This window comes from Microbacterium aquilitoris (assembly GCF_031932285.1).
Taxonomy (GTDB): domain Bacteria; phylum Actinomycetota; class Actinomycetes; order Actinomycetales; family Microbacteriaceae; genus Microbacterium; species Microbacterium aquilitoris.
On sequence record NZ_JAUZVT010000001.1, the window covers coordinates 1,084,862 to 1,110,583 of the forward strand.

Consider the following 25,722-nt stretch of genomic DNA (forward strand, 5'->3'; position numbering starts at 1 on the left):
CCCCGACGGCGGGTCACTCCACGAGGAATCGCGCGTAGGCGCCGAGGGTGAGGAACGCCGGGAAGTCCTCGTCGAGCGCGACCTCGCGGAACACCTGTGCGGCGGCGTCGAACCGGTCGCCGTCGTGGCGGATCGCCTCGTCGAGCACCTGCGCGACGAGGCCCTCGACGTAGTCGCGCGTGATGCGCGTGCCGTCCTCGGTGGACAGGTCCTGGTGGATCCAGTGCCAGATCTGCGAACGGCTGATCTCGGCTGTCGCCGCATCCTCCATCAGTCCGTCGATCGCGACCGCCCCGAGGCCCCGCAGCCACGCCTCGATGTACCGGATCGCGACCGATACGTTGCCGTGGACACCGGCTGCGGTGATCGGCAACCCGATGTGGCAGTCGATGAGCTGTGCGGGCGACACGTGGACCTCGTCCCGTCGGCGATCGACCTGATTCGGGCGGTCGCCGAGGACGGCGTCGAACTCGGTCTGCGCCACCGGGATGAGGTCGGGGTGCGCCACCCAGGTGCCGTCGAACCCGTCGCCCGCCTCGCGCTTCTTGTCGGCGGCGACCTTCTCGAACGCGGTGCGGGTCGCCTCGGGGTCGCGCCGATTCGGGATGAAGGCACTCATGCCGCCGATCGCGAAGGCGCCCCGCTTGTGGCAGGTCTGGACGAGCAGTTCGGTGTAAGCCCGCATGAACGGCACGGTCATGGTCACCTGGCTGCGGTCCGGCAGGACGAAGCGCGCACCGCGGCCGCGGTAGTTCTTGATCATCGAGAAGATGTAGTCCCAGCGGCCGGCGTTCAGTCCCGCCGCGTGGTCGCGGAGCTCGAAGAGGATCTCCTCCATCTCGAACGCGGCGGGCAGCGTCTCGATCAGCACCGTCGCCCGGATCGTGCCGTGGGCGATCCCGAGGAACCGCTCGCTGAAGGTGAAGACGTCGTCCCACAGCTTCGCCTCCTCGGCCGACTCGATCTTCGGCAGATAGAAGTAGGGGCCGCGGCCGTCGGCGATCAGGCGTTCGGCGTTGTGGAAGACGTAGAGGCCGAAGTCGACGAGTGAACCGGATGCCGCGAGCGTCCGGCCCGAGCGGTCGGTGACGTCGATGTGCTTCTCGGGCAGGTGCCACCCGCGCGGACGCATGACGATCGTCGGCGTCCGTTCCGCGATGACCTCGTAGATCTTCCCTTCGGGGCTCGCGAAGCTCAGCTCGCCGCGGATCGCGTCGCGGAGCGTCAGCTGCCCCTCGATCACGTTCTCCCAGGTGGGGCTCGTGGCGTCCTCCTGGTCGGCGAGCCACACGCGGGCACCCGAGTTCAGCGCGTTGATCGTCATCTTCGGGTCGGTGGGGCCGGTGATCTCGACGCGGCGGTCCTCGAGGCCGGGGCCGGCTCCGGCGACCTGCCAGTCCGGGTCGTCCCGGATGTGCGCGGTGTCGGAGCGGAAGGTCGGATCCTGACCGTTGCCGATCTCGAAACGGCGCCGCATCCGGTCGGCGAGACGGTCGTGGCGGCGTCCGCCGAACCGCTCGTGAAGCTGCGCGACGAAGTCGAGGGCGCCGGGCGTGAGGATCTCCTCGTACCGCTCGCGCAGCGGTCCGCGCACGGTCAGGGCGGTCGTCGTGGGGGGAGGGGTGTCGATGAGGGTCATGTCGTACTCCTTAAGAAAGGGGATGCCGGGGCATCCGGTCGTGTCAGTGGAATTGCGCCGTCTCGGTCGATCCGACCAGGGCGAGGGTGGCGCTGTCGGGGTTGAGCGCCGTGGAGACGAGGTCGAAGTAGCCGGTTCCGGCTTCCCGCTGGTGCTTGGTGGCGGTGTAGCCGTGCTTCTCGGCGGCGAACTCCGCCTCCTGCAGGGCCACGTACGCGGTCATGCCGCTTTCCGCATAGCCCTTCGCGAGGTCGAACATCGAATGGTTGAGGGCGTGGAAGCCCGCGAGGGTGATGAACTGGAACGCGTAGCCCAGCTCGCCGAGGTCGCGCTGGAAGGTCGCGATCTGCTCGTCGTCGAGATGGCGTTTCCAGTTGAAGCTCGGCGAGCAGTTGTAGGCCAGCAGCTTGCCCGGGAAGCGCTCGTGGATCGCCGCCGCGAAGGCACGGGCGAGCTCGATGTCGGGCTCGCCGGTCTCGACCCAGAGCAGGTCGGCGTACGGGGCGAAGGCGAGGCCGCGGCTGATGACGGCGTCGAGTCCGGGGCGCACCCGGTAGAAGCCCTCGGCCGTGCGCTCGCCCGTCGTGAATCCCTGATCGCGCGGGTCGACGTCGCTCGTGAGCAGGTCGGCGGCGAGCGCGTCGGTGCGGGCGATGATGATCGTCGGCACCCCCGCGACGTCCGCGGCGAGCCGGGCCGCGTTCAGCGTGCGGATGTGCTGCTGCGTCGGAACGAGCACCTTGCCACCGAGGTGGCCGCACTTCTTCTCGCTGGCGAGTTGGTCCTCCCAATGGATGCCGGCGGCCCCCGCCTGGATCATCGACAGCGCCAGCTCGTACGCGTTGAGGGGGCCGCCGAATCCGGCCTCGGCGTCGGCGACGATCGGAGCGAGCCAGTCGCGGGTCGCGCCGCCCTCGGCGTGCTCGATCTGGTCCTGCCGCGTCAGGGCATTGTTGATGCGGCGGACCACGGACGGCACCGAGTTGGCGGGGTACAGGCTCTGGTCGGGGTACGTCTGGCCCGCGAGGTTGCCGTCGGCGGCGACCTGCCACCCCGAGAGGTAGATCGCCTTCAGTCCGGCGCGCACCTGCTGGACGGCCTGGCCGCCGGTGTACGCGCCGAGCGCGTTCACGTAGTCCTCGGTGTGCAGCAGGTTCCACAGGTTCTCCGCGCCGCGACGGGCGAGGGTCGCCTCTTCGCGGACCGACCCGCGCAGCCGGATGACGTCCTCGGCGCTGTAGGTGCGTTCGACGCCGTCCCAGCGCGGGTCGGCGTCCCACTCGGCCTGCAGGTCGGCGGCGCTCTGCGTCTGATCTCCGGCGCGCATCGGATGGGCCGGCGGGGTGGTGGGGAAGGTCATGGCGTCCTCCTGAGGGGTCGGGAGCGGGTCGTGACACCACTGTGCGAGAAGAAGGCCGTACTGCGAGACGATTCGGGACGGAAAGATTGCGCGATCTTCTGCTGCCGTGACACACTCCCCGTCATGACGATCGATGAAGATCGGGCGGATGCGGCATCCGCTGATCACGGACCGGACGCGCTGAGCATCGGGCGGCGCGTGCGACAGGTGCGCACGGCGCGCGGGATGACCCTCGACGAGCTGGCGGCCGCCGTCTCGCGAGCGCCGAGCCAGCTGTCGATGATCGAGACCGGCAAGCGCGAGCCGAAGCTCTCACTGCTCCAGGCGATCGCCCGGGCCCTCGGCACGACGATCGACGCGCTCCTGACGGCAGAGCCGCTCGACGAGCGCGCGACCCTCGAGATCTCCCTCGAGCGCGCGATGAAGGGACCGACGTTCCAGGCTCTCGGCATCACGCCCTTCCGTATCGGGAAGTCCGTCCCCGACGGCGTCCTCGAGACGCTGCTGACACTCCACGGCGAGATCGAGCGGCTGAACGACGAGCGCTCCGCGACACCCGAAGAGGCACGTCGGGCGAACGTGGAGCTGCGGCACCTCATGCGCAGGCAGGACAACTACTTCGCCGAACTCGAGGAGCAGGCCGAAGCCATCCTCGCGGCCGTCGACCACCCCGGCGGGCCGCTCACGCAGCGGACCGCGTCCGAGATCGCGGCGCACCTCGGGTACTCGCTGCACTACGTGTCGGACCTGCCGGCATCCACCCGCTCCGTCGCCGACAACCGCACCGGGCGGCTGTACCTCTCGAGCACGATCCCAGGCCGCGGCGACTCGCGGACGCCGGTGCTGCAGGCGCTCGCCGGTCGCATCCTCGGGCAGGCGGAGCCGACCTCGTACGCCGAGTTCCTCCGCCAGCGCGTCGAGACCAATTACCTCGTCGGCGCGCTCATGGTGCCCGAGTCGCACGCGACGGCGTTCCTGCAGGACGCGAAGACGCGCCGCGCGATCTCGATCGAAGACCTGCGCGACGCGTACTCGGTCTCATACGAGACCGCCGCGCACCGGTTCACCAACCTCGCGACCCGGCATCTCGGCATCCCGGTCCACTTCCTGAAGGTGCACGAATCGGGCACGATCACGAAGGCGTACGAGAACGACGACGTGAACTTCCCCGCCGACCGGTTCGGCTCGATCGAGGGGCAGCTGTGCTGCCGGCGGTGGACGAGCCGGGTCGTCTTCGACATCCCCGACAAGTTCAACCCGTACTACCAGTACACCGACACCGGCAACGGGACGTACTGGTGCACGGCCCGTGTCGAGTCCTCGAGCGACGGCGCTCACTCGGTCAGCGTCGGCGTCCGCTTCGACGACACGAAGTGGTTCATCGGGCGCGAGACGCCGAACCGCGGGGTGTCGCGCCACGGCGTCGAGGTCTGCTGCCGGCGTCCCCCGGTCGAGCTCGAGCGCACGTGGCGCGACCAGGCGTGGCCGAACGTCCGGACGCCCCGCACCCTGCTCGCGACCCTCCCGACCGGAGCCTTCCCCGGGGTCGACACGACCGACCTGTACGAGTTCCTCGAGGCGCACGCGCCGGAGTGAGGTTCGGGTCGCACGGCGGCGATCTGCGCGACGCGCCGCGGTGCGGCATCCGTTCTCCGGCGTGTCGGAGCGCCGCGGGGGTGGAGGACTCCCCGGTGGCACGAACGGCGGAGATCCGGCGGGACACGCCGCCCGCCGCCACGGCGAGCCCGGCGCGGCGCGAGATTCTCCGCCGTTCGGTCCCGCACCGCGCCACACGACATGCCCGCCCCGCCGTCACCGCCCGAGGTGCAAGGCCGCCCACAGCTCGGCGCGGGCGGCGAACGACGACAGGTCGACGCCGAGGATGCGCTCGGCGGCGGCGAGGCGCGTGCGGACGGTGTGCCGATGGACCCCGAGCGCGGTCGCGGCGGCGTCGTTCGAGCCGTCGGCGACGACCCAGGCCCGCAGGGTCTCCTCCAGCCGGGCGCCGTGCGAGCGATCGTGCTCGCGGAGCGGGTCGAGGTACGCCGCGGCGACCGTCGACGCCTGCCCTGCCGACAGGGCCGAGAGGATGCCGCGGGACTGCACCTCCTCGAACCTCACGATCCCCGGGCCCGAGGCGCGGCCCCGTGCCGCGCGGGCCTGGTCGAGGGCGCGCGCGAATTCGGCGTAGGGTGCCGGCTCCGACAGGCCGAGGCGCACGTCGAACCGTTCCGGGAACTCCTCGAGTACTGGCGCAGCGGATGCCGGGACCACGATCACGACGTCGTCGTCGACGCTGCCGAAGAACAGACCGCCGTGGCGCTCCTCGGCGCGCAGCTCGAGCAGATCGAGGAGGGCGTCCGTGCGCCGACCGGCGGCATCCGTCACCGCGACCACGACCGGCGCGGGCGGAAGGGCGCCCCACACGTCGCGGGAGATCTGCCGGGCCAGGCCCGGGTCGCCGGCGAGCATCGAGCGCACCATCCCGGACCGTAGCGCCTTGCGGGCGCGCGACAGTCGTTGGTGCTGTTCGAGGGCGAGGCCCGCCATCGCGATGACGGCCGTGACGACGTCTCGGCCGGCGCGGTCGAGCTCGCCCGCCGCGATCGCGAGGACGCCGCGCAGCTCTCCGCCGCGCCCCAGGGTCTGCAGCGTGAACGCGTCGGAGTCGGAGCGCAACGACGAACCGGCGCGCGCTCCGCGTCGCAGCACCGCCCCGACTTCGGCTCGGAGTGCTCCCGCCGCTCCCTCCGAGAGGGCGCCGGCGGGGTGTTCGCGGACGAGCTCGCCGGCCGCGTCGTACATCCCCACCCACGTGTCGAGCTGACGGGCGAGCTCGGCGATCGTCGCGTCGAGTCCGTCGGGCCGGAGCGCCGCGAGGGCGATCGCGCGTTGCGCCGACAGCGCCCAGCTGCGCCGCGCGTACGCCTGGGCGGCGACGGCTTCGGCGTTGGCGCGCGCGACGGCGATGAACGGCGTGCTGTAGGGCACCTCGAACAGCGGCAGGTTCGCACGGCGGCAGGCGACGGCGAGTCCCGGCGGGATGCCGTCGCGCACCACTTCGGTCCCGAACCCGAGTGCGGCGACACCGCGGTCGACGAGTCTCCCCACGTAAGCGTCGAAGGGGTAGCGGATGCCGGTGGGGAACTGCGTCCCGGTCGTCAGGAGCACGAGATCCTCGGCGAGGAACGGGGTCGGATCGTCGAGGTCGGAGCTGTGCACCCACCGCGTCGCCCGGTCGAGGGCGCCCGGCGGCAGATCGGCCTCGGCGCCCGCGAGCCGTAGTCTCAGCTCCCCCCGACCGATGAGGGCGCGCAGGGTGGGATCGGCATCCCGTGCCACCATGTCGGCCTCTCCGGTGTACGACGCGTACAGTCCTGCGCCGAGAATAGACGCAATGGCGAGTGACCGCATGCGCGCACACCTCTACGCTCGCCGCATGAGTACCTCGATCGCTCCCGTCAGCACGCCCCTCGGTGGACCGTCCCTTCCGCAGGAACGCCGCCTCGAGACCGCGATCCCCGGCCCCCGTTCGCAGGAGCTCCTCGCACGCAAGGCCGAGGCCGTCGCCGCGGGCGTCGGTCACACCGTCCCGATCGCGGCCGTCGCCGCCGGCGGAGGCGTCGTCCTCGACGCCGACGGCAACTCGCTCATCGACCTCGGCTCCGGTATCGCCGTCACGACGGTGGGCAACGCCCACCCCAAGGTCGTCGAGGCGATCGCCGCGCAGGCCGCGCAGCTCACTCACACCTGCTTCATGATCTCGCCGTACGAGTCGTACGTCGAGGTCGCCGAGACCCTCAACCGGCTTACTCCCGGAGACCACGCCAAGAGGAGCGCGCTGTTCAACTCCGGCGCCGAGGCGGTCGAGAACGCGGTGAAGATCGCCCGCAAGTTCACCGGCAAGCAGGCCGTCGTCGCGTTCGACCACGCGTACCACGGCCGCACGAACCTCACGATGGCGCTGACCGCGAAGTCGATGCCCTACAAGAGCGGCTTCGGTCCGTTCGCCTCCGAGATCTACCGCGTGCCCGGTTCGTACCCGCTGCGCGACGGACTGTCCGGGGCGGATGCCGCGGCCCGCGCGATCTCGATGATCGAGAAGCAGGTCGGTGCCGACAACCTGGCCGCCGTCATCATCGAACCCATCCAGGGCGAGGGCGGCTTCGTCGTCCCCGCCGACGGCTTCCTCTCGGCCGTCGTCGACTGGTGCCGCGAGAACGGCGTCGTCTTCATCGCCGACGAGGTGCAGTCCGGGTTCGCCCGCACCGGCGCTATGTTCGCGAGCGAACACTTCGGCATCGTGCCGGACCTGATCACCACGGCCAAGGGCATCGCTGGGGGAATGCCCTTGGCCGCGGTCACCGGACGCGCCGACATCATGGATGCCACGCACACCGGTGGCCTCGGCGGCACCTACGGCGGCAACCCCGTCGCCTGCGCCGCCGCTCTCGCTGCGATGGACGCGTTCGAAAACGACGGCCTCATCGAGCGGGCGCAGGAGATCGAGAAGGTCCTGACGACGCGGCTCCGCGAGCTTGCGGCATCCGATCCCCGCATCGGCGAGGTGCGCGGACTGGGCGCCATGATCGCCGCCGAATTCGTCGATCCGACCACGGGGGCCCCCGACGCCGCGCTCACCGGGGCGATCGCGAAGGCATGCATCGCGGCGGGCGTCATCGTCCTGACCTGCGGCACCTACGGCAACGTCATCCGGTTCCTGCCGCCGCTGTCCATCTCGGACGAGCTCCTGGCGGAGGGCCTCGACGTCGTCGCAGAGGCGCTGGGGAAGGCCTGAGTATGGCGGGTACGGACAACTGGTCGAATCCCGTCTCGCCCGAGACCTCCGCGGGACTCGGAGCGGTCACCAAAGCGCGCTCGAACAAGCTCCGTTCGCGTCACGTGACGATGATCACCCTGGGCGGGATCATCGGCGCCAGTCTGTTCGTCGGCTCCGGCAACGTCATCCGGACGGTCGGCCCCGCGGCCGTCCTGTCCTACCTCGTCGGCGGCCTCCTGGTGTTCTTCGCCATGCGCATGCTCGGCGAGATGGCGGCATCCCGTCCCGCGATCGGGTCGTTCATGGAGTACGCCCGCGTCGGGCTGGGCGACTGGGCGGCCTACCTCGTGGGTTGGCTCTACTGGTACTTCTGGGTCGGCGTCCTCGCCTATGAGGCGGTCCTCGGGGGCGAGACGATGCAGACGTGGTTCCCCGCCGTGCCGTCGTGGGCGTGGTCCCTCATCCTCATCGCGATCTTCGTCGGAACGAACCTGATCTCCGTCCGCACCTTCGGTGAGGTCGAGTTCTGGCTGGCGAGCATCAAGGTCCTCGCCATCGTCGTGTTCCTCGGCGCCGGCCTCCTGTTCGCGCTCGGACTGTGGCCGAACGCGACCTTCTCGGTACCCAATCTCTGGGAGCACGGCGGGTTCGCCCCCAACGGCATCGGCGTCGCCTTCACGGGCGTCGCGCTCGTGATCTTCTCGTACTTCGGAACCGAGATCGCCGTCATGGCCGCCGCCGAGTCGGTCGACCCGGCCAAGGGCATCCGTCAGGCCACCAGCACGATCATCTGGCGCATCCTGCTCTTCTTCGTCGGCTCGGTCCTCGTCATCGTGGCGGTCGTCCCGTGGGATGAACTGCCCGTGCCCACCGACGTCGCCAACGCGCCGTTCACGATCGCGCTCGCCAAATTCGGAATCCCCGGCGCGGACGTCATCATGCAGCTGGTGATCTTCACCGCCGTGCTCTCGGTGCTCAACTCCGGCCTGTATTCGGCATCGCGCATGTTCGCCGCGCTCGCCGACAAGGGCTTCGCGCCGAAGGCCGTGACCACACGCTCCAAGACCGGCGTCCCCGTCGTCGCGCTCCTCGCCTCGACGATCGGCGGGCTCATCGCCACGCTCGTCAACTTCCTCGCCCCCGCCTCGGGCATCTTCGACTTCATCATGAACTCGGCGGGCCTCGTGGCCCTCTTCGTCTACGTCTTCATCGCCCTCACGCAGATGCGACTGCGCCAGAAGATGACGCCCGAAGAGGTGGCGAAGCTGAAGCTCAAGGTGTGGTTCCACCCGTGGCTCAACATCCTCCTCATCGCGGCGATCGCCGCCGTGGTCGTCGTGATGCTGACGTCCGAATCGGGACGCTCCCAGGTGTGGACGAGCCTCATCGCCACCGGCGTCCTCCTCGTGTTCTGGCCGCTCGTCCGCCGCAACCTCCGTCGCCGTCCCGACCACGCGTCGAACGAGCGCATCCCCTCCAACGAAGGAGTCGTGAATGACTGAGATCACCCGAGACGTCGTCATCGTGGGCGCCGGCGCCGCCGGCCTCACCGCCGCGCACGAGCTGCGCAAGGCGGGCCTGTCGGTCGCGGTCCTCGAGGCCCGCGAGCGCGTCGGCGGGCGTCTGTGGACCGACGTCATCGACGGCGCCATGCTCGAGCTCGGCGGGCAGTGGGTCTCACCCGACCAGGACGCGCTCATCGACACGGTCGCCGAGCTGGGTCTCGACACCTTCAGCCGCTACCGCGAAGGCGACAGCGTCTACGTCGGACCCGACGGCACCGTCTCGCGCTTCACGGGGGAGATGTTCCCCGTGAGCCCCGAGACCGAGCGGACGATCGACGAGATCACCCGGCGCCTCGACGCGATGGTCGCCGAGATCGATCCCGACCGTCCGTTCGCGCACCCGAAGGCCGCCGAGTGGGACACGATCACGTGGGACGCGTGGCTGCGCCAGCAGACCGACGACGACGAGGCGGTCCGCAACCTCGCCTTCGCGACCGGATCCGCCATGCTCACCAAGCCCACGCACGCGTTCTCGCTGCTGCAGTCGCTGCTCATGGCCGCGAGCGCGGGCAGCTACTCGCACCTCGTCGACGCGGACTTCATCCTCGACAAGCGCGTCGTCGGAGGACTCCAGCAGGTTCCGGTCCTCCTGGCCGAACGGCTCGGCGACGACGTCTTCCTGAACCGTCCCGTCCGCACCATCGAGTGGTCGGATGCCGGGGTCACGGCGCACGCGGACGGACTGACGGTCCGCGCCCGGAGCGCCGTCCTCGCCGTCGCACCCGTGCTCTACAACCGCATCTCGTTCGTCCCGCCGATGCCGCGCCTGCAGCACCAGATGCATCAGCACATCTCGATGGGCTTCGTCATCAAGGTCCACGCCGTCTACGAGACGCCGTTCTGGCGCGAGAAGGGTCTCTCGGGCACCGCGTTCAGTCCGTACGAGATCTGCCACGAGGCGTACGACAACACGAACCACGACGACCCGCGCGGGACGCTCGTGGGCTTCGTCTCGGACCGGAACGCCGACGACATGTTCCGCCTCAGCGCGGAGGAGCGCAAGGAACGGATCCTCGAGTCGCTGTCGCACTACTACGGTCCCGAGGCGAAGGACCCCGTCGTCTACTACGAGAGCGACTGGGGCACGGAGGAGTGGACCCGCGGCGCGTACGCGGCGAGCTTCGACCTCGGTGGTCTGCACCGCTACGGCGCCGACGTCCGCACCCCGCTAGGCCCGATCCAGTTCGCGTGCAGTGACATCGCCGGTGCCGGCTACCAGCACGTCGACGGCGCGATCCGCATGGGACGCCTCGCCGCGCGGAACATCCTCGCGGACGGCCGGGTATGAGCAGCCGCATCGTCGTCGGGTACACCGCGACGAAGGCGGGCCGCGATGCGGTGGCCGTCGCGGGCGGGATCGCGGCGGCATCCGGATCCGAACTCGACATCGTCCTCGTCCTGCCGGGGGAGGGGCGGAGCGTCATCACCCCGCCCGACGCCTCGTACGATCGGTACCTGCTCGGTCAGGCGGAGTCCTGGCTCGCAGAGGCCGCCGCGTCGGTGCAGACGGGCGTCGTGCACCGTGAGCACGCGCGCTACGCCGAGTCGTTCGCCGAGGGGCTCGTCGAGGCCGCCGACGAGTTCGGCGCGACGCATCTCATCGTCGGTGCGGCAGACGGCGGCGCCCGCGGACGGCACCGGCTCGGTTCCACGACGAGCCAGCTCCTGCACTCCTCCGACGTGCCGGTCGTCCTCGTGCCGCGCGGTGCCCGCAAGCGGGTGACGGATGCCGGTGTCCCACGCCTCACCGTCGCCGTCGGCACGCGCGCCGGAGCGGACGTCCTCCTCGAGGAGGCCGTCGCCCTCGCCTCGGCGACCGGTGCCTCGCTGCGGCTCGTCTCGCTCGTGACGGTCGACCTGCCGGCATCCGTCGACACGGGTGTCATCCGCCTCGCCGGCGCGGCGCACGCCGAGCAGGTCCTCACCGATGTGCTCGCGGCGATCCCGGAGGGGGTCCGCGCCGACATCGTGACCGCCAAGGGCGACAGCATCGAGGACGCCGTCGCGCACCTCGACTGGCTGCCGGGCGAACTGATCCTCGTCGGGTCGAGCCGGCTCGCCCAGCCGCGCCGCCTCTTCCTCGGTTCCGTCGCCGCGAAGCTCCTGAGCGAGATCCCGGTCCCGATGGTCGTCGTCCCCCGTACCCGTACCACCGACCCGTCCCGCTGACCCGAAGGAGCTCGACGATGAGCCAGCACGCAGCAGAGAAGGCCCCCGTCGCCGACGGCGGCCTCTCGAAGAAGGGCCTCAGCGCCGGGACGATCGGCCTCATCGGGGCTGTCGTCATCGGCATCTCCTGCATCGCGCCGGCGTACACGTTCACGGCCGCCGTGGGGCCGACGGCCTCCGTCGTGGGCTCGCAGATCCCGGCGATCATCCTCGTGGGGTTCATCCCCATGCTGCTGGTGGCCTTCGGCTACCGCGAACTGAACAACCGGATGCCGGATGCCGGGACGTCGTTCACGTGGGCAACCCGCGCCTTCGGTCCGTGGATCGGATGGATGGCCGGCTGGGGCCTCGTCGTCGCGACGATCCTCGTGCTGTCGAACCTCGCGGGAGTCGCGGTGGAGTTCCTCTTCCTCCTGATCTCCCAGATCACCGGCAACCCGGGGATCGCCGACCTGGCGTTCATCCTGCCGATCAACATCGGCGTCTGTCTGCTGTTCATGCTCGCCGCCACGTGGATCTCGTACCGCGACATGCAGACGACGCAGAAGCTCCAGTACGTCCTCGTCACGTTCCAGATCGCCGTGCTCGTCCTGTTCGCGGTCGTCGCGATCGTCCAGGCGGTCAGCGGCGGCGGATTCGACCCGCAACCGTTCGACCTCGAATGGTTCAACCCGTTCGCGGTGTCCTCGTTCGGTGCCTTCGCCGCCGGGCTTTCGCTGTCGATCTTCATCTTCTGGGGGTGGGACGTCACCCTGACGATGAACGAGGAGACGAAGGACCCCGAGCGTACGCCGGGTCGAGCCGCCACTGTCACGGTCATCACCATCGTCTCGCTGTACCTGCTTCTGGCGGTGGCGATGATCATGTTCGCCGGCGTCGGCACAGGGGAGCTCGGCCTCGGCAACGAGGACATCCAGGCGAACGTGTTCTTCTTCCTGTCCGATCCGGTGCTCGGGCCGCTCGCCTTCCTCGTCTCCCTCGCCGTCCTCACGAGCTCCGCGTCCTCGCTGCAGTCCACGTTCGTGGGACCCGCGCGGACGCTCCTGGCGATGGGGCACTACGGCGCCCTGCCACCCTCGTTCGCGAAGGTCAGCCCGCGGTTCTTCACGCCGGGTTACGCCACCGTCGTGTCCGCGATCGTGGCCTCCGCCTTCTACGCCGTAATGCGCATCGTCAGCGAGGACACGTTGTGGGACACGATCCTCACCCTCGGCATGATGATCTGCTTCTACTACGGCATCACCGCCTTCGCGTGCGTCTGGTACTTCCGCAAGCAGTGGTTCGACTCGGTGAGAAACGTGTTCTTCACGTTCCTCTTCCCACTGATCGGCGGCGTGATCCTCGCCGTACTGTTCGTGACGACCCTCGTCGACTCGATGGACCCCGCCTACGGGTCCGGTTCGCAGATCTTCGGCGTCGGGATCGTCTTCATCCTCGGCATGCTGATCATCGTCGTCGGGATCGTCACGATGATCTGGCAGTCGATCCGTCGTCCCGCGTTCTTCCGTGGCCAGACCCTGTCCCTCGACGCACCCCCGAGCGCGCGAAAGCTGCGCGCAGAAAGTGAGACCCTCCGATGACCTCCCGCGAGTCCGACCTCCTGTCCCGCATCCCGAACCAGCTCTTCATCGGCGGGGAGTGGGTGGATGCCGAAGGAGGCAAGACGCTCGACGTGGTCGACCCGTCGACGGGCGAGGTCATCCGCAGCATCGCGGACGCGTCCCCGGCCGACGGCATCCGCGCCCTCGACGCCGCCGTCGCCGCGCAGGAGGCCTGGGCGGCGACCGCCCCGCGCCAGCGGAGCGAGATCCTCCGCCGGGCGTTCGACCTGGTGCAGGAGCGCAAGGAGGACCTCGCGCTCCTCATGACGCTCGAGATGGGCAAGCCGCTCGCCGAGTCCCGTGGCGAGGTCGCCTACGGCGGCGAGTTCCTCCGCTGGTTCAGCGAAGAAGCGGTCCGTATCTCGGGCCGGTACGGCATGAACCCCGAAGGGACCGGGCGCATCGTCGTCTCGCAGCGTCCCGTCGGCCCGTCGTTCTTCATCACCCCGTGGAACTTCCCGCTCGCGATGGCGACCCGCAAGATCGCCCCGGCGCTCGCCGCCGGCTGCACCGTCGTGATCAAGCCCGCCGAACTCACGCCTCTGACGACGCTGTTCTTCGTCGAACTGCTCGCCGAGGCCGGCGTCCCCGCCGGTGTCGTCAACGTCATCACCACGGCATCGTCGGGCGCGGTCTCCGGGCCGATCATCGCCGACCCGCGACTGCGGAAGCTGTCCTTCACCGGATCGACACCGGTGGGCCAGAAGCTCATCGCGCAGGCCGCCGAGGGTGTCCTCCGCGTCTCGATGGAACTCGGCGGCAACGCCCCGTTCGTCGTGTTCGACGACGCCGACCTCGACAAGGCGGTGGACGGCGCCATGCTCGCGAAGTTCCGCAACATCGGCCAGGCCTGCACGGCGGCGAACCGCTTCATCGTGCACGAGTCGGTGGCCGCCGAGTTCTCGCGCCGCGTCGCCGACCGGGTCCGCGAGATGACCGTGGGTCGCGGTACCGAGGACGGCGTGCAGATCGGACCCCTCATCGACGACCGTGCGGTGTCGAAGGCGAAGGACCTCGTCGGCGACGCCGTCGAGCGGGGGGCCCGCATCGTCGTCGGCGGCAACGCCCTGGAAGGACCCGGCACGTTCTACGAGCCGACCGTCGTCGAAGGCGTCGTCCCCGGCAGTGCGATCCTCCGTGAGGAGATCTTCGGGCCGGTCCTCGCCATCAGCACGTTCTCGGACGAGGACGAGGCGGTGCGCCTCGCGAACGACACCGAGTACGGCCTCGTCTCGTACGTCTTCACCCAGGACCTCGCCCGCGGGCACCGCATGATCGACCGCCTCGAGACGGGGATGATGGGGCTCAACGTCGGTGTCGTCTCGAACGCGGCAGCGCCCTTCGGCGGCGTGAAGCAGTCGGGCATCGGCCGCGAGGGTGGCCTCGAAGGCATCCACGAGTACCTGAACGTGAAGTACACCCTGATCCCGGCCTGACCGGATCCCCTGACCGACCGGAATCACTGGAGAGAATCATGAGCGACTACGCCGTCATCGACCCCGCCACCGGCGAGACCCACGCGACGTACCCCACCGCCACCGCCGACGAGGTGGAGCGCGCCCTCGGGGCCGCCGACGAGGCCGCCCGGGGGTGGGGGCGGACCTCCACTCCCACCGAGCGCGCCGACCTCCTGCGCCGTGCGGCGCAGCTGCACCGCGAGCGGCGCGAGGACCTCGCGAAGATCATCGTCCGCGAGATGGGCAAGCAGATCGACGGTGCCCTCGGCGAGGTCGACTTCGCCGCCGACATCACCGAGTACTACGCCGACCACATCGACGAGATCACCGCCGACGCGCCGATCCCGATCGAGGGGGAGGGGACCGCCGTCATCCGCAAGGCGCCCCTCGGCGTGCTGCTGGGCGTCATGCCGTGGAACTTCCCGTACTACCAGGTGGCCCGGTTCGCCGCCCCCAACATCGCGGTCGGCAACACGATCCTGCTCAAGCACGCACCGCAGTGTCCCGAGTCGGCGGCCGCCATCGAGGCGATCTACCGCGATGCGGGCTTCCCGGCGGGGGTCTACACGAACGTGTACCTCACGAACGAGCAGGCCGCCGACGTGATCGCGGACCCGCGTGTGCACGGTGCATCGGTGACGGGGTCGGAGCGCGCCGGCGCCGCCGTCGCCGAGGTCGCCGGACGCAACCTCAAGAAGGTCGCCCTAGAGCTCGGTGGCTCGGACCCGTTCATCGTGCTGTCGGCCGACGACATCGACGCGGTCGCGCAGGCCGCCGTCGACGCGCGTCTCGACAACTCGGGCCAGTCCTGCAACGGCGCGAAGCGCTTCATCGTCGTCGACGGCCTGTACGACGCGTTCGTCGAGGCGTTCACAGCGAAGATGTCGGCGGCATCGGTGGGCGACCCGTGGAGCACCGACACCGTCCTCGGCCCGCTCTCGTCGGTCGCCGCGGCCGAGCGTCTCGAGAAGCAGATCCAGGATGCCGCGGCCCAGGGCGCGACGATCGTCACCGGTGGCACGCGCGACGGGGCGTTCTTCGCGCCGACCGTCCTGACGGACGTCACCCCCGAGATGGACGTCTACCGCGAGGAGCTGTTCGGTCCCGCCGGCGTCGTCTACCGCGTGGCCGATGAGGACGAGGCGGTCCGCGTCGCCAACGACACCCCGTTCGGCCTCGGGTCCTACGTCTACACGACCGACCCCGAGCAGGCGACCCGCGTCGCCGACCGGATCGAGGCGGGCATGGTCTACGTCAACCTCGTCCTCGCCGACGAGCCGGGCCTGCCCTTCGGCGGCATCAAGCGCAGCGGCACCGGCCGTGAGCTGGGCCTGCTGGCAGCCGACGAGTTCGTCAACAAGAAGCTTGTCCGCATCGGCTGAACGAGTCGTGAGGGGCGGCATCCGATCGGATGCCGCCCCTCACCGTTCCCGCTCAGGCCGAGGTCGTCGCGCGGACCTCCGCGGCGTCGCCGTGGCGACCGAGACCGTCGTAGACGTCGCCGAGTTCCAGCGCCGCCTGCTGGCGGAGCGGCTCGTTCTCGCTCGTGGTCGCGTGCTCGATGGCGGCCCGGTAGAGCGGGACGGCATCGGCCGCTCGCTCGGCGCCGACGAGCAGCCGGGCGGCGAGGAGTTCCGAACCGGCGCCCGAGCCGGCGTCGCCGGCCTGAGCGAACCCGTCCGCGGCCTGGAGCGCGGTCGCGACCGCTTCGTCGGTGCGCTGGCGCGCGGCCAGCAGGCGGGCGCGGGTGTCGAGCACGTCGGCGACGTACCAGTGCGCCTCGTTGGCGCGACCGAGCGTCAGCGCCTGGTCGATGACGTCGAACGCGTCCTCGTCTCCGCGCTGCATCTTCGCCTGCGCGAGCAGGTGGAGCGCCTCGGCGTGCAGGCCGATCTGCTCCTCGCGGCCGGCGATCAGTGCGATGGCGGTGTCGAGCGCGATCACGGAGTCGTCGTACTCGCCGAAGTTGCCGAGGTGGCGGCCCTGCGCGACGAGCGCGAAGGCCTGACCCTCGGCTTCGCCCGCCTCTTCGTGGAGGTCGGCGGCGAAGCCCCACGCTCCGACGGCGTTCCCGAAGTCGCGGGCGCCCTCGTAGGCCCGGGCGAGAAGCCCCACCGTGATCGCGCGCGATCCGGCGGGCACCTCAGCGGCGGTCTCGTCCGAGAGGACCTGGTGGAGCGCGTCGACCGCCTCCTCCGGCATCCCGGCGGAGATCATGGCCCGGCCCAGCCGGTACCGCGGATCGGCCGTGGGAGCACCCGCCGATTCGAACCGCTCGACGGCGGATCGGTAGCGACCCGCGGCGAGGGAAGCGGCTCCCGCGTCCTCGTGCAGGGCTCCGGCCAGGACGAAGGCCTCGCCGACGCGCAGGTCGTCCGCGCCCAGCGAGAGGAGCAGTCTCACCGCTTCGTCTGCGGCGGCCGCGCCCTCGGCGAACTCCTCGGCCACGCCGTGCAGGCGGGCCTTCGCCGCGAGAGCCCGCGCCCGACGGCCGTCGCTGATCGGTTCCGAGAGCAGTGCGTCCAGATCGGCGCGGGCATCGTCGAAGAGCGACGCGGATGCCGCGGCGTCGACCGCGAGCAGTCGCACGCCCTGCGCGCGCACCGCGTCGCCGGCCTCGAGGAACAGGCGCACGCCCTCGCGCGCGTCGTCGCGGGCCTCTGCGAACGATCCCTCATACATCTTCGCGACCGCCAGCGTCGCGACCAGGTCGGCCCGGACCGCGGGGGGAGCGCCGACAGCGGCGGCCGCCTCGGCTCGGAGGGCGTCGCCGGCCTCCGCCAGATCCTTCCCGAAGAGGATCAGGCCGAGGCGGTCCTCGAGATCGGCCTGCTCGGCGTGGCCGGCGGCGCGCAGGATGGCCAGGCGCTCGGGGAGGAACGCCTCGGCCTCGTCGATCCGATCGGTGGCGACAAGGCCGCCCAGCAGGTGGGACGACAGTGTCACGCGCTCAGCGGGATCGGCATCCGTCAACAGGTCGCGGAGCGGGTCGATCGCGGCGGACGAGCCGGCGTGTGCGAGGGCGACGGCGCGCGCGACCCGGTCCTCCCGCGTGAGGACGGGAGCTGCCGCGATCACCGTCGAGAAGTCGTGCGAGCGGATCGGCACGTCGTAGCGCTCCGTGCCGATCTCGCGCAGGCGCTCGAGGTTCCGGGTGTGGGCGTCCGTGCCGTTGCGGCGGTCGAAGGCGTCGGCGATCGAGCCCGCGGCGGCCCAGGCGGCGGTCGCGAGGTCGTCGACGCGCCACGGGCCGTCGTGTTCGCCGAAGACGGGGACCAGGTTCTCCGCGTCCGAGCCGCGGACGGTGAGCTCCGGGTGGCCGGCCGCAGCGACGGCGTCGAGGGCGAGTGCGAATGCGCCGAGGGCCGTGCCGTGTCCGTCGGCGTCGAGACCGTCGTGGACGAGCCACGGCAGGTGGCGCTCGACGAGGGCGAGGGCGCGCGCCTCGTTGCCGGTGACGGCGCAGAACACGACGTTCTTCGCGACGATCGCGAGGTTGTCGGGGTTGTCCTTCGCGAGGCGGTAGCTGCGCAGGTGCGCGGTTCGGGCCTCGTCGAGCATCCCCGCGTGCAGGTAGGGGAGGAGGATGCGCGCCAGCGCGTGCTCGGGCTCTTCGCCGCACGAGAAGCCGTTCTCGATCATCTCGCCGACGAGACGGATGGCGTCCTCCTCGCGGCCGGTCTCGATGAAGAACCCGGCGAACTGGCTGCGCACGCACGCGTCGCAGTGGCTGTAGTCGTCGCGGGGGGTCGCCTCGAGCGTCCGCTGCAGCTCCGTCGCCTCGTCGATGCGCCCCGCGGCCCAGGCATCCTCGAATCGGGCCATGAGCACCCCGCTGGGACCGACGCCCGCGCGCTGATAGTGGGCTTCCATGTCGTCGAGCACGGCGGCGATCTGCTCGGAGGGGAACTCCGGCGAGTTGCCGAGGGCGCTCGCCATCCACTTGTACTGCCACAGCACGTCGCCGGCGCCGTCGACCTCGGCGGGGAACCGCTCCGGGTCGGCGTCGTGGTGGGCCAGGCACCACGCGAACGACGTCAGCATGAGGTCGGTGTCGCCACCCATGTTGGCGCTCGAGGTCTGCCGCAGGCGGGCCTCGTACTCCAGGCGCTCGTCGCCGCTCTCCTGGGCCAGCGCGACCGCCTGTGCGACGAGGGCCTGCTCCTGCGGGCCCCACGGGGTGTTGTCGATCTCGTCGAAGAGGGATCGGATGCGGGTGGCATAGCCGGTCATGAGGCTCCTTCTGTCGCGGGCGGGATGTCGGTGTCGATCGCGCGGTCGACCAGCTCCGAGAGTGCGGTCGACATCATCGTGCGGTCGCGCGGTCCGAGGGGGTGGTGGCCCGCGAGCAGCGACTGCACGTACAGCAGCTGCACGCTCAGGTCGAACACGCGACCCGCCGGGGTCGCGGCGAGCTTGCGGATCACCGGGTTCGTCCAGTTGAGGCAGAGTCGCGCGGCAGGCTCCTCCGCCCCGCGGCCCGACACGACGCTCGCGGCCCGGTCGAGGACGCCGCCCCACAGGGCTCCGCCGGCGCTGCGTGCCCGGCCGCGATCGAGTGCGCGCAGGACTTCGGGGTCGGCGACGAACAGACCCGGGAGCTCTGGACGCTCGAAGGTGCGGACGGCGACGTCCACGTCCTCGAGTGCGGCCCGGGCCCGGTCTTCGAGAGCGGTCGCCGCAGCGCGGTCGTCGAGCGGCGCCAGATCGAGACGGTCGATCTCGCCGACGACGTCGACGCGCTCCACCTCGACACCGGGGAACAGCTCCGGGATGCGGCGGACGAGGTCCGCGTCGTAGAGGTAGCCGCCGTTGACGAGGATGCCGCCGGCAGAGGTCATGCTGGCGACCTGGCGGAACTCGTCGACGCTCTCGGCGTAGCGCACCAGCGGGAAGCGGCGGGCGATCTCCTCGATGCGCAACCGCCCGGCGGTCGTGTCGACCGACAGCCATCGCACGATGAACCGGGCGAGTTCGTCGTCGTGGCGGACGAGCGATTTGAGGGCCACCTCGTGGATCGACACGAACTGCGACAGCCGCAGGGGGTCCTGCAGTGCTGCGTCGAGGATCCAGCGGCGGATCGCCTCGCCGATCTCCTGCCGGGTCTGCTCGAGCGCGTCGTCATCGACGAGCGACTCCCGACTGGCGGTGGGGTGCAGCGAGCCGGAGTCGACGACGGCCCGGGCGAAGAACGCCCAGGCGGGCAGCAGCTCGTCGGCGCGCTCGGTCAGCAGCATCCGCCGCAGGTAGACACGGGTGCTCTGACGTGCCGTCGGGGGAGGGGCGAAGGGCAGGACGAAGGCCACGCCCCGCGTCTGCGTTCCCGGCACGTGCAGCGGGATGACGTCGAGAGGCTCGGCGCCGATGAGCTCGCGGCCGTAGGCGAGCTGTCGTTCCACGTCGCCGTCGAGGAAGGGCGCCGGTTCGGTCACGGTCGTCTCGCCGCCGCCGGGGAGGTCGACGACGACCGTGTGCGGCAGGTACCGGCCGAACGTCTCGGCGAGTTCCATGACGGTGCTCGTGCCGAGGAGCGCCCGGGTGTCGGCGCGCGGAGTCAGGTGCACGCTCGTTCCGACCGGGATGTCCTGGGCGTACGGCGCGACGGCGAAGGTGCCGTCCGAGTGGCCGGTCCACTCGACGGCAGCCGATCCGGCGGCGCTCCGTGAGCGGATGACGATCGTGTCGCACACCATGAAGCACGACAGCATCCCGATGCCGAACTGCCCCAGGAAGTCGCCGCGCGGCAGATCGAAGATGTCGCGTTTCGAGCTGCGTCCCACTGTCGCGAGCAGGTCCGCGACCTCGGTCTCGGTGAGACCCACGCCGTCGTCGCGCATCACGAACTCCGTCGACCCGTCGCTGACGGGTGTGATGCGGATGCGGCCGCCGCCCCCGTCGAGCGCCCGTCGCGCCGCGATCGCGTCGACGGCGTTCTGGAGCAGTTCGCGCAGGAACACCCGCGGGCTCGAGTAGATGTGGCGGCTCAGCAGGTCGATGACTCCGCGGAGGTCGACCTGGAACTGTTGGGCGGCAGTACTGTCGGTCACCGCGCTCCTCGGTAGTCGTCGTTCGTCCGATGCCGCACCCCCCGATGCACCGGCTGCGGGACGGCCGATCAAGCCTACCGACGGCGCCCGACGGCGACGAGGGATGCCGCGCGTTCGCCACCCTCCGAGCCATGCCGTATGCTTGTCCACGCAGTTGTCTGCATTCTTTTGCCGTGCCCATGGGCCCGGCAGGATGCGGATTCCCGGGTCGCAAGACCTTAGGGCGGTAGCTCAATTGGCAGAGCAGCGGTCTCCAAAACCGCAGGTTGCAGGTTCGATTCCTGTCCGCCCTGCGCGTCAGCGTCAGCTGACTCGAACCGAGCAACAGGTGGGTTGAATGGTCCAGGATGAGCCGAACGGCGAGGTCGTCGCTGCCAGCAGCGGCGCCACCCGTGAGAAGAAGCTCAACTTCTTCCAGCGAATCGCCCTCTTCATCCGCCAGGTGGTCGCCGAGCTTCGCAAGGTCGTCACGCCGACTCGCCAGGAGCTGGTCAAGTTCACGCTCGTCGTCCTGGGCTTCGTCGTGGTGGTGATGGCCATCGTGTACGGCCTCGACCTGCTCTTCACCTGGGTCGTCGACGTCGTCTTCGGCGTGCCGAGCTGACGACCGGACGACCATCCGTCGCGGTGACGGGCGGCATCCCGGGCAACCGGACGCACCCGCTGTCGCCGCTGAACATCGAAGCCGAACCTGCAGGGAAGTGAATCACGTGACCGAGAGATATGTGGACGACGCCGACTGGTCGACCGCCGCAGAGCAGTCCAGCGAGGACGACGAAGCCCAGGAGGGCAACGTCCTGGCGAGCCAGGAGCGTTCCGCCGAGTCCGCCGAGCACGCCGCCCTGCACATCGAGGATGACGAGCCCGTCGAGGACGAGCCGACCGGAGAGGATGCCGTCGTGATCGAAGACCCCGAGGCAGACCGCATCGTCAACGACGCGCTCGAGATCGACCAGGCCGACGAGGCCGAGGCCGCCGCCGAGGTGCTCACCGAGTCGCTCGCCGACGAAGAGGAAGAGCGCGCCGCGGCCGCCGCCGACGAGGTGGCTCCGTACGACGGTCCCGAGCTCGGCGACGACGAGGACGAGACCTCCGACGACCCGTACGAGGCGTTCCGGCAGGAGCTCCGCTCGCTCGAGGGCAAGTGGTACGTCATCCACTCCTACGCCGGCTTCGAGCGCAAGGTGAAGGCCAACATCGAGCAGCGCAAGTCCACGCTCGAGGTCGAGGACGACATCTACCAGGTCGAGGTCCCGATGGAGGACGTCGTCGAGATCAAGAACGGCCAGCGCAAGATGGTCAACCGCGTGCGGATCCCCGGCTACGTGCTGGTCCGCATGGAGCTCAACGAGGACACCTGGTCCGTCGTGCGCCACACCCCCGGTGTCACCGGCTTCGTGGGCAACGCCCACAACCCGACGCCGCTGCGCTTCGAAGAGGCCTTCAACATGCTGAAGCCGCTCGTCGAGGCCAAGGAGGTCGCGCCCGCCAAGGGTGGCGCCGCTACGAAGGGCTCCGCCACGCAGGCCCGCTCGGTCATCACCGAGGTCGACTTCGAGATCGGCGAGACCATCACGATCAAGGAGGGTTCGTTCGCGGGCCTGCCCGGATCGATCTCCGAGATCAAGCCCGAGAGCGGCAAGCTCACCGTCCTCGTCTCGCTCTTCGAGCGCGAGACGCCGGTCGAGCTGTCGTTCGATCAGGTCACCAAGCAGTAAGCGCAGCACCGCGCGACGCGAGGGCCCCGCTCCGGCGGGGCCTTCGTCATGCTGGGGGATGCCGGATGCGGTAGACTCATGTGGTTTGTGCGCCGTTTCGTCGTGCGCGCAGACACCACCACGACCCGGATCCGCCGGGAGCGTGGGAGAACGAGGCATCCACCTCGCTCGTGAAAGGAAGAGGAAATGGCACCGAAGAAGAAGGTGACCGGCCTGATCAAGCTTCAGATCAACGCCGGTGCAGCCAACCCGGCGCCGCCGATCGGCCCCGCGCTCGGTCAGCATGGCGTCAACATCATGGAGTTCTGCAAGGCGTACAACGCCGCGACCGAGTCGCAGCGCGGCAACGTCATCCCCGTCGAGATCACCGTCTACGAGGACCGCAGCTTCACGTTCATCCTGAAGACCCCGCCCGCCGCGGAGCTCATCAAGAAGGCCGCCGGTGTGGCCAAGGGTTCTGCGACCCCGCACACCACCAAGGTCGCGAAGCTCACCAAGGATCAGGTTCGCCAGATCGCCGAGACGAAGATGCCCGACCTGAACGCCAACGACATCGAGGCCGCCTCGCTGATCATCGCCGGCACCGCCCGTTCCATGGGCATCACGGTCGAGAGCTGAGGGGAACAGAACAATGGCTAAGTCCAAGGCTTACGAAGCAGCAGCGGCCAAGATCGACCGCTCCACGTTCTACTCCTCCGAGCAGGCTGTCGCCCTCGCCAAGGAGACCGGTTCGGCCAAGTTCGACTCGACCGTCGAGGTCGCGCTGAAGCTCGCCGTCGACCCGCGCAAGGCGGACCAGATGGTCCGTGGCACGGTCATCCTGCCCCACGGCACCGGCAAGACCGCCCGCGTCATCGTGTTCGCGACCGGTCCCGCCGCTGAAGCCGCTCTCGCCGCTGGTGCGGACGAGGTCGGTGGCGCCGAGCTCATCGAGAAGGTCGCCGGTGGCTACACCGCGTTCGACTCGGCAGTCTCGACCCCCGAGCTCATGGGCCAGGTCGGTCGCCTCGGAAAGGTCCTCGGACCCCGTGGCCTCATGCCGAACCCGAAGACCGGCACCGTGACCCCCAACCCGGCCAAGGCCGTCGAGGAGATCAAGGGCGGAAAGATCGAGTTCCGCGTCGACAAGCACGCCAACGTGCACTTCGTCGTCGGCAAGGCGTCCTTCTCGGAGGACCAGCTCAACGAGAACTTCAACGCCGCGCTCGAAGAGATCGTGCGTCTGAAGCCCTCGAGCTCGAAGGGCCGTTACATCCAGAAGGGCGCCATCTCGACCACGTTCGGTCCTGGCATCCCGCTGGACGTCAACGCTCTCGTCTGAGTCGTCCAGACAGCAAGGGGCTCCACCTCCGGGTGGGGCCCCTTCGTCGTTCCCGCTTGGTAGCGTCGTCGCGTGACCCGCGACCTCCCGACGCTGTTCGGCATCGACGCCCCCATCGTCCTCGGGCCGTTCGGCGGACTGTCCTCGGTCGCGCTGACCGCGGCCGTCAGCGATGCCGGGGGTCTCGGTTCGTTCGGGCTCTACGGCTATTCCGGCGCCCGCATCCGCGAGACGGCGTCCGCTCTCCGTGCCGCGACGAACCGCCCGTTCGCACTGAACCTCTGGCTCCCGACGGGTGACGAGGTCCTCCCCGCTGAGGCTGACCTCGATGCGGCCCGCGCGGCGGTCGCGCCGCTCCTTGCCGCGGCGGGTGTCGCCGACCCGCCTCTGCCGCGTGCGTTCCTCCCAGATCTCGACGAGCAGCTCGACGCGGTGTGGGATGCCGCGCCCGCCGTCCTCAGCGTCGTTTTCGGCGTGCCACGTGCCGAGACCGTGGACGAGGCGCATCGACGCGGCATCCGGGTCGTGGGAACCGCCACCTCGGTCGCCGAGGCCGTCGCGCTGGCGGACGGGGGAGTGGACGCGATCGTCGCGAGCGGTGCGGAGGCCGCCGGGCACCGCGTGAGCTTCCTGCGCCGGGCGGAGGAATCGCTCGTCGGCACGTTTGCGCTCGTGCCGCAGGTGGTGGACGCTGTGGACGTACCCGTCATCGCGGCCGGCGGCGTCGCCGACCGACGGGGCGTCGCGGCCGCGTTCGCGCTCGGTGCGGCCGGCGTCCAGGTGGGGAGCGCGTTCCTGCAGACGCGGCAGTCTGCGGCCTCCGACGCGCATCGGACGGCGCTGCGCGCAGCGGCCGATACGGACACCGTGCTGACGCGGGCGATGAGCGGGCGGTTGGCCCGCGGCATCCCGAATCGGGCCGTCCGGACCATCGAGGCTGCGGGCGCGATCGCACCCTTCCCGGCACAGAACTGGCTGACGGCCGCGTTCCGCACCGCTGCGCCTCACGACGCGGACCTCATCTCGCTCTGGGCCGGTCAGGCCGCGGGGTTGTCGCACCGGGGTGACGTGGGCGAGGTCTTCGCCGAACTCGCCGCGGGCCTTCCCGCGGCATCCCGCTGACACAGTCCGTCACCTGCGGGAATCATTCACGCGGATGCGTGTTGTACTGGGGGTCCGTGCGGGCCACAGCCTTCGCGTGCCTCCCCTTCCCCCTCACCAAGGAGACCCATGTCCCGTCGTCGTACCGCCGCCCTCGGAGCCCTCGCCCTCAGCGCCGTTTTGGCTCTGACCGCCTGCTCCTCGAGCTCGAATGCTCCCGGCGCCGGTGGTGACGACCTCGGTCTCGCCAAGGGCGGTACGTTGACCGTCGCGACCGAGGGCACGTACCGTCCGTTCACTTACCACGACGAGGACGGCAAGCTCGTCGGCTACGACGTCGAGATCATCGAAGCCGTCGCGAAGAAGCTCGACCTCAACATCGAGTTCAAGGAGACGCAGTGGGACGGCATCTTCGCCGGGCTCGACGCGGGTCGCGTCGACGTGATCGCCAACCAGGTCTCGATCAACCCCGAGCGCGAGGCGAAGTACCTCTTCAGCGAGCCGTACACGGTGTCGCCGAGCGTCGTCGTGGTCAAGGACAGCGACGACTCGATCTCGAGCTTCGCCGACCTCGAGGGCAAGAAGACAGCGCAGTCCCTCACGAGCAACTTCTACAAGCTCGCCGAAGAGGCCGGTGCCGACGTCACCCCGATCGAGGGCTGGGCGCAGGCTGTCGAGCTGCTGCGCCAGGGCCGCGTCGAGGCGACTGTCAACGACAAGCTGACCTTCCTCGACTACGAGAAGACCGACGGTCCCACTGGGCTGAAGATCGCCGCCGAGACCGATCCCGCCAAGAGCGCCGTCGTCACGACCAAGGGCAAGAAGGCGCTCATCGAGAAGATCGACGGTGCGCTGGACGACCTGCGCGAAGATGGAACCCTCGCGAAGATCAGCGAGAAGTACTTCGGGGCCGACGTCACCGAGTGACATTCGTGTCGACGGGCTCGGCGCGGCGCGGTAACGC

At 70.0% G+C, this 25,722-nt stretch carries 19 protein-coding genes and 1 tRNA gene; 15 read left to right on the plus strand and 5 right to left on the minus strand.

The features are described 5' to 3' along the window. Positions 1–13 precede the first annotated feature (13 nt). Together aceB and aceA are read right to left on the minus strand one after the other, a co-directional pair. The gene (gene aceB / locus Q9S78_RS05285; RefSeq protein ID WP_311869301.1) at positions 14–1,639 is read right to left on the minus strand and encodes a malate synthase A; all 1,626 of its coding nucleotides are present in this window, start codon (positions 1,637–1,639) and stop codon (positions 14–16) included. Between the two features lie 43 nt (positions 1,640–1,682). Continuing rightward, positions 1,683–2,999, minus strand: a complete 1,317-nt coding sequence (aceA, locus tag Q9S78_RS05290) for an isocitrate lyase (RefSeq protein ID WP_311859134.1) — start codon at positions 2,997–2,999, stop codon at positions 1,683–1,685. A gap of 123 nt (positions 3,000–3,122) precedes the next feature. Here aceA and Q9S78_RS05295 point away from each other — a divergent pair, with 123 nt between their 5' ends. After that, the gene (locus tag Q9S78_RS05295) at positions 3,123–4,595 is read left to right on the plus strand and encodes a helix-turn-helix domain-containing protein (RefSeq protein ID WP_311859136.1); all 1,473 of its coding nucleotides are present in this window, start codon (positions 3,123–3,125) and stop codon (positions 4,593–4,595) included. A gap of 216 nt (positions 4,596–4,811) precedes the next feature. Here the strand turns inward: Q9S78_RS05295 and Q9S78_RS05300 are convergent, their stop codons facing one another. Then, on the minus strand, positions 4,812–6,344 hold the full coding sequence (locus Q9S78_RS05300) for a PucR family transcriptional regulator (RefSeq protein ID WP_311869691.1): 1,533 nt from the start codon (positions 6,342–6,344) through the stop codon (positions 4,812–4,814). 94 nt (positions 6,345–6,438) lie between these two features. Here Q9S78_RS05300 and gabT point away from each other — a divergent pair, with 94 nt between their 5' ends. From gabT to Q9S78_RS05335, 7 genes are read left to right on the plus strand one after another with little or no spacing between them, the layout of a single operon-like run. After that, entirely contained in the window at positions 6,439–7,797 is a 1,359-nt protein-coding gene (gene gabT / locus Q9S78_RS05305; RefSeq protein ID WP_311869304.1) for a 4-aminobutyrate--2-oxoglutarate transaminase, read from the plus strand. Positions 7,798–7,799: 2 nt separating this feature from the next. Continuing rightward, on the plus strand, positions 7,800–9,281 hold the full coding sequence (locus Q9S78_RS05310; protein ID WP_311869307.1) for an amino acid permease: 1,482 nt from the start codon (positions 7,800–7,802) through the stop codon (positions 9,279–9,281). Further along, the gene (locus tag Q9S78_RS05315) at positions 9,274–10,632 is read left to right on the plus strand and encodes a flavin monoamine oxidase family protein (RefSeq protein WP_311869310.1); all 1,359 of its coding nucleotides are present in this window, start codon (positions 9,274–9,276) and stop codon (positions 10,630–10,632) included. The genes Q9S78_RS05310 and Q9S78_RS05315 overlap by 8 nt, the downstream gene beginning before the upstream one ends. Beyond that, entirely contained in the window at positions 10,629–11,513 is an 885-nt protein-coding gene (locus tag Q9S78_RS05320) for a universal stress protein (protein WP_311869314.1), read from the plus strand. The genes Q9S78_RS05315 and Q9S78_RS05320 overlap by 4 nt, the downstream gene beginning before the upstream one ends. 17 nt (positions 11,514–11,530) lie before the next feature. Next, complete coding sequence (locus Q9S78_RS05325; protein ID WP_018186953.1) at positions 11,531–13,093, plus strand: APC family permease; 1,563 nt, start codon at positions 11,531–11,533, stop codon at positions 13,091–13,093. Further along, positions 13,090–14,550 carry an NAD-dependent succinate-semialdehyde dehydrogenase gene (locus Q9S78_RS05330; protein ID WP_311869317.1) on the plus strand — a complete coding sequence of 487 codons (1,461 nt, stop codon included), beginning with the start codon at positions 13,090–13,092 and terminating at the stop codon, positions 14,548–14,550. The genes Q9S78_RS05325 and Q9S78_RS05330 overlap by 4 nt, the downstream gene beginning before the upstream one ends. A 38-nt stretch (positions 14,551–14,588) precedes the next feature. Further along, positions 14,589–15,953: an NAD-dependent succinate-semialdehyde dehydrogenase gene (locus Q9S78_RS05335; protein ID WP_311859148.1), complete on the plus strand. Its 1,365-nt coding sequence runs from the start codon at positions 14,589–14,591 to the stop codon at positions 15,951–15,953. Positions 15,954–16,005: 52 nt separating this feature from the next. On the opposite strand, the gene Q9S78_RS05340 is transcribed toward Q9S78_RS05335, so the two are convergent. Next, complete coding sequence (locus Q9S78_RS05340; RefSeq protein ID WP_311869320.1) at positions 16,006–18,804, minus strand: hypothetical protein; 2,799 nt, start codon at positions 18,802–18,804, stop codon at positions 16,006–16,008. Beyond that, positions 18,801–20,618 (minus strand): HSP90 family protein, encoded by a 1,818-nt coding sequence (locus Q9S78_RS05345; protein ID WP_311869323.1) that lies wholly within the window; start codon positions 20,616–20,618, stop codon positions 18,801–18,803. Before Q9S78_RS05345 ends, Q9S78_RS05340 begins: the two co-directional genes overlap by 4 nt. A gap of 220 nt (positions 20,619–20,838) precedes the next feature. Here Q9S78_RS05345 and Q9S78_RS05350 point away from each other — a divergent pair. The 7 genes from Q9S78_RS05350 to Q9S78_RS05380 all read left to right on the plus strand — a co-directional run bounded on the left by Q9S78_RS05350 (position 20,839) and on the right by Q9S78_RS05380 (position 25,685). Continuing rightward, positions 20,839–20,911, plus strand: a tRNA-Trp gene (locus tag Q9S78_RS05350). A 44-nt stretch (positions 20,912–20,955) separates the two neighbouring features. Continuing rightward, on the plus strand, positions 20,956–21,222 hold the full coding sequence (gene secE / locus Q9S78_RS05355) for a preprotein translocase subunit SecE (RefSeq protein ID WP_018186958.1): 267 nt from the start codon (positions 20,956–20,958) through the stop codon (positions 21,220–21,222). A gap of 106 nt (positions 21,223–21,328) precedes the next feature. Then, positions 21,329–22,336: a transcription termination/antitermination protein NusG gene (nusG, locus tag Q9S78_RS05360; RefSeq protein WP_026302872.1), complete on the plus strand. Its 1,008-nt coding sequence runs from the start codon at positions 21,329–21,331 to the stop codon at positions 22,334–22,336. A 186-nt stretch (positions 22,337–22,522) separates the two neighbouring features. Beyond that, a complete protein-coding gene (rplK, locus tag Q9S78_RS05365; protein ID WP_018186960.1) occupies positions 22,523–22,954 on the plus strand; it encodes a 50S ribosomal protein L11 in 432 nt (143 codons plus the stop codon). 13 nt (positions 22,955–22,967) lie between these two features. Next, entirely contained in the window at positions 22,968–23,657 is a 690-nt protein-coding gene (gene rplA / locus Q9S78_RS05370) for a 50S ribosomal protein L1 (protein WP_018186961.1), read from the plus strand. 72 nt (positions 23,658–23,729) lie between these two features. Then, positions 23,730–24,779: an NAD(P)H-dependent flavin oxidoreductase gene (locus tag Q9S78_RS05375; RefSeq protein ID WP_311869326.1), complete on the plus strand. Its 1,050-nt coding sequence runs from the start codon at positions 23,730–23,732 to the stop codon at positions 24,777–24,779. A gap of 108 nt (positions 24,780–24,887) precedes the next feature. Next, positions 24,888–25,685 (plus strand): amino acid ABC transporter substrate-binding protein, encoded by a 798-nt coding sequence (locus Q9S78_RS05380; protein ID WP_311869329.1) that lies wholly within the window; start codon positions 24,888–24,890, stop codon positions 25,683–25,685. The last annotated feature ends 37 nt before the right edge of the window (positions 25,686–25,722 follow it).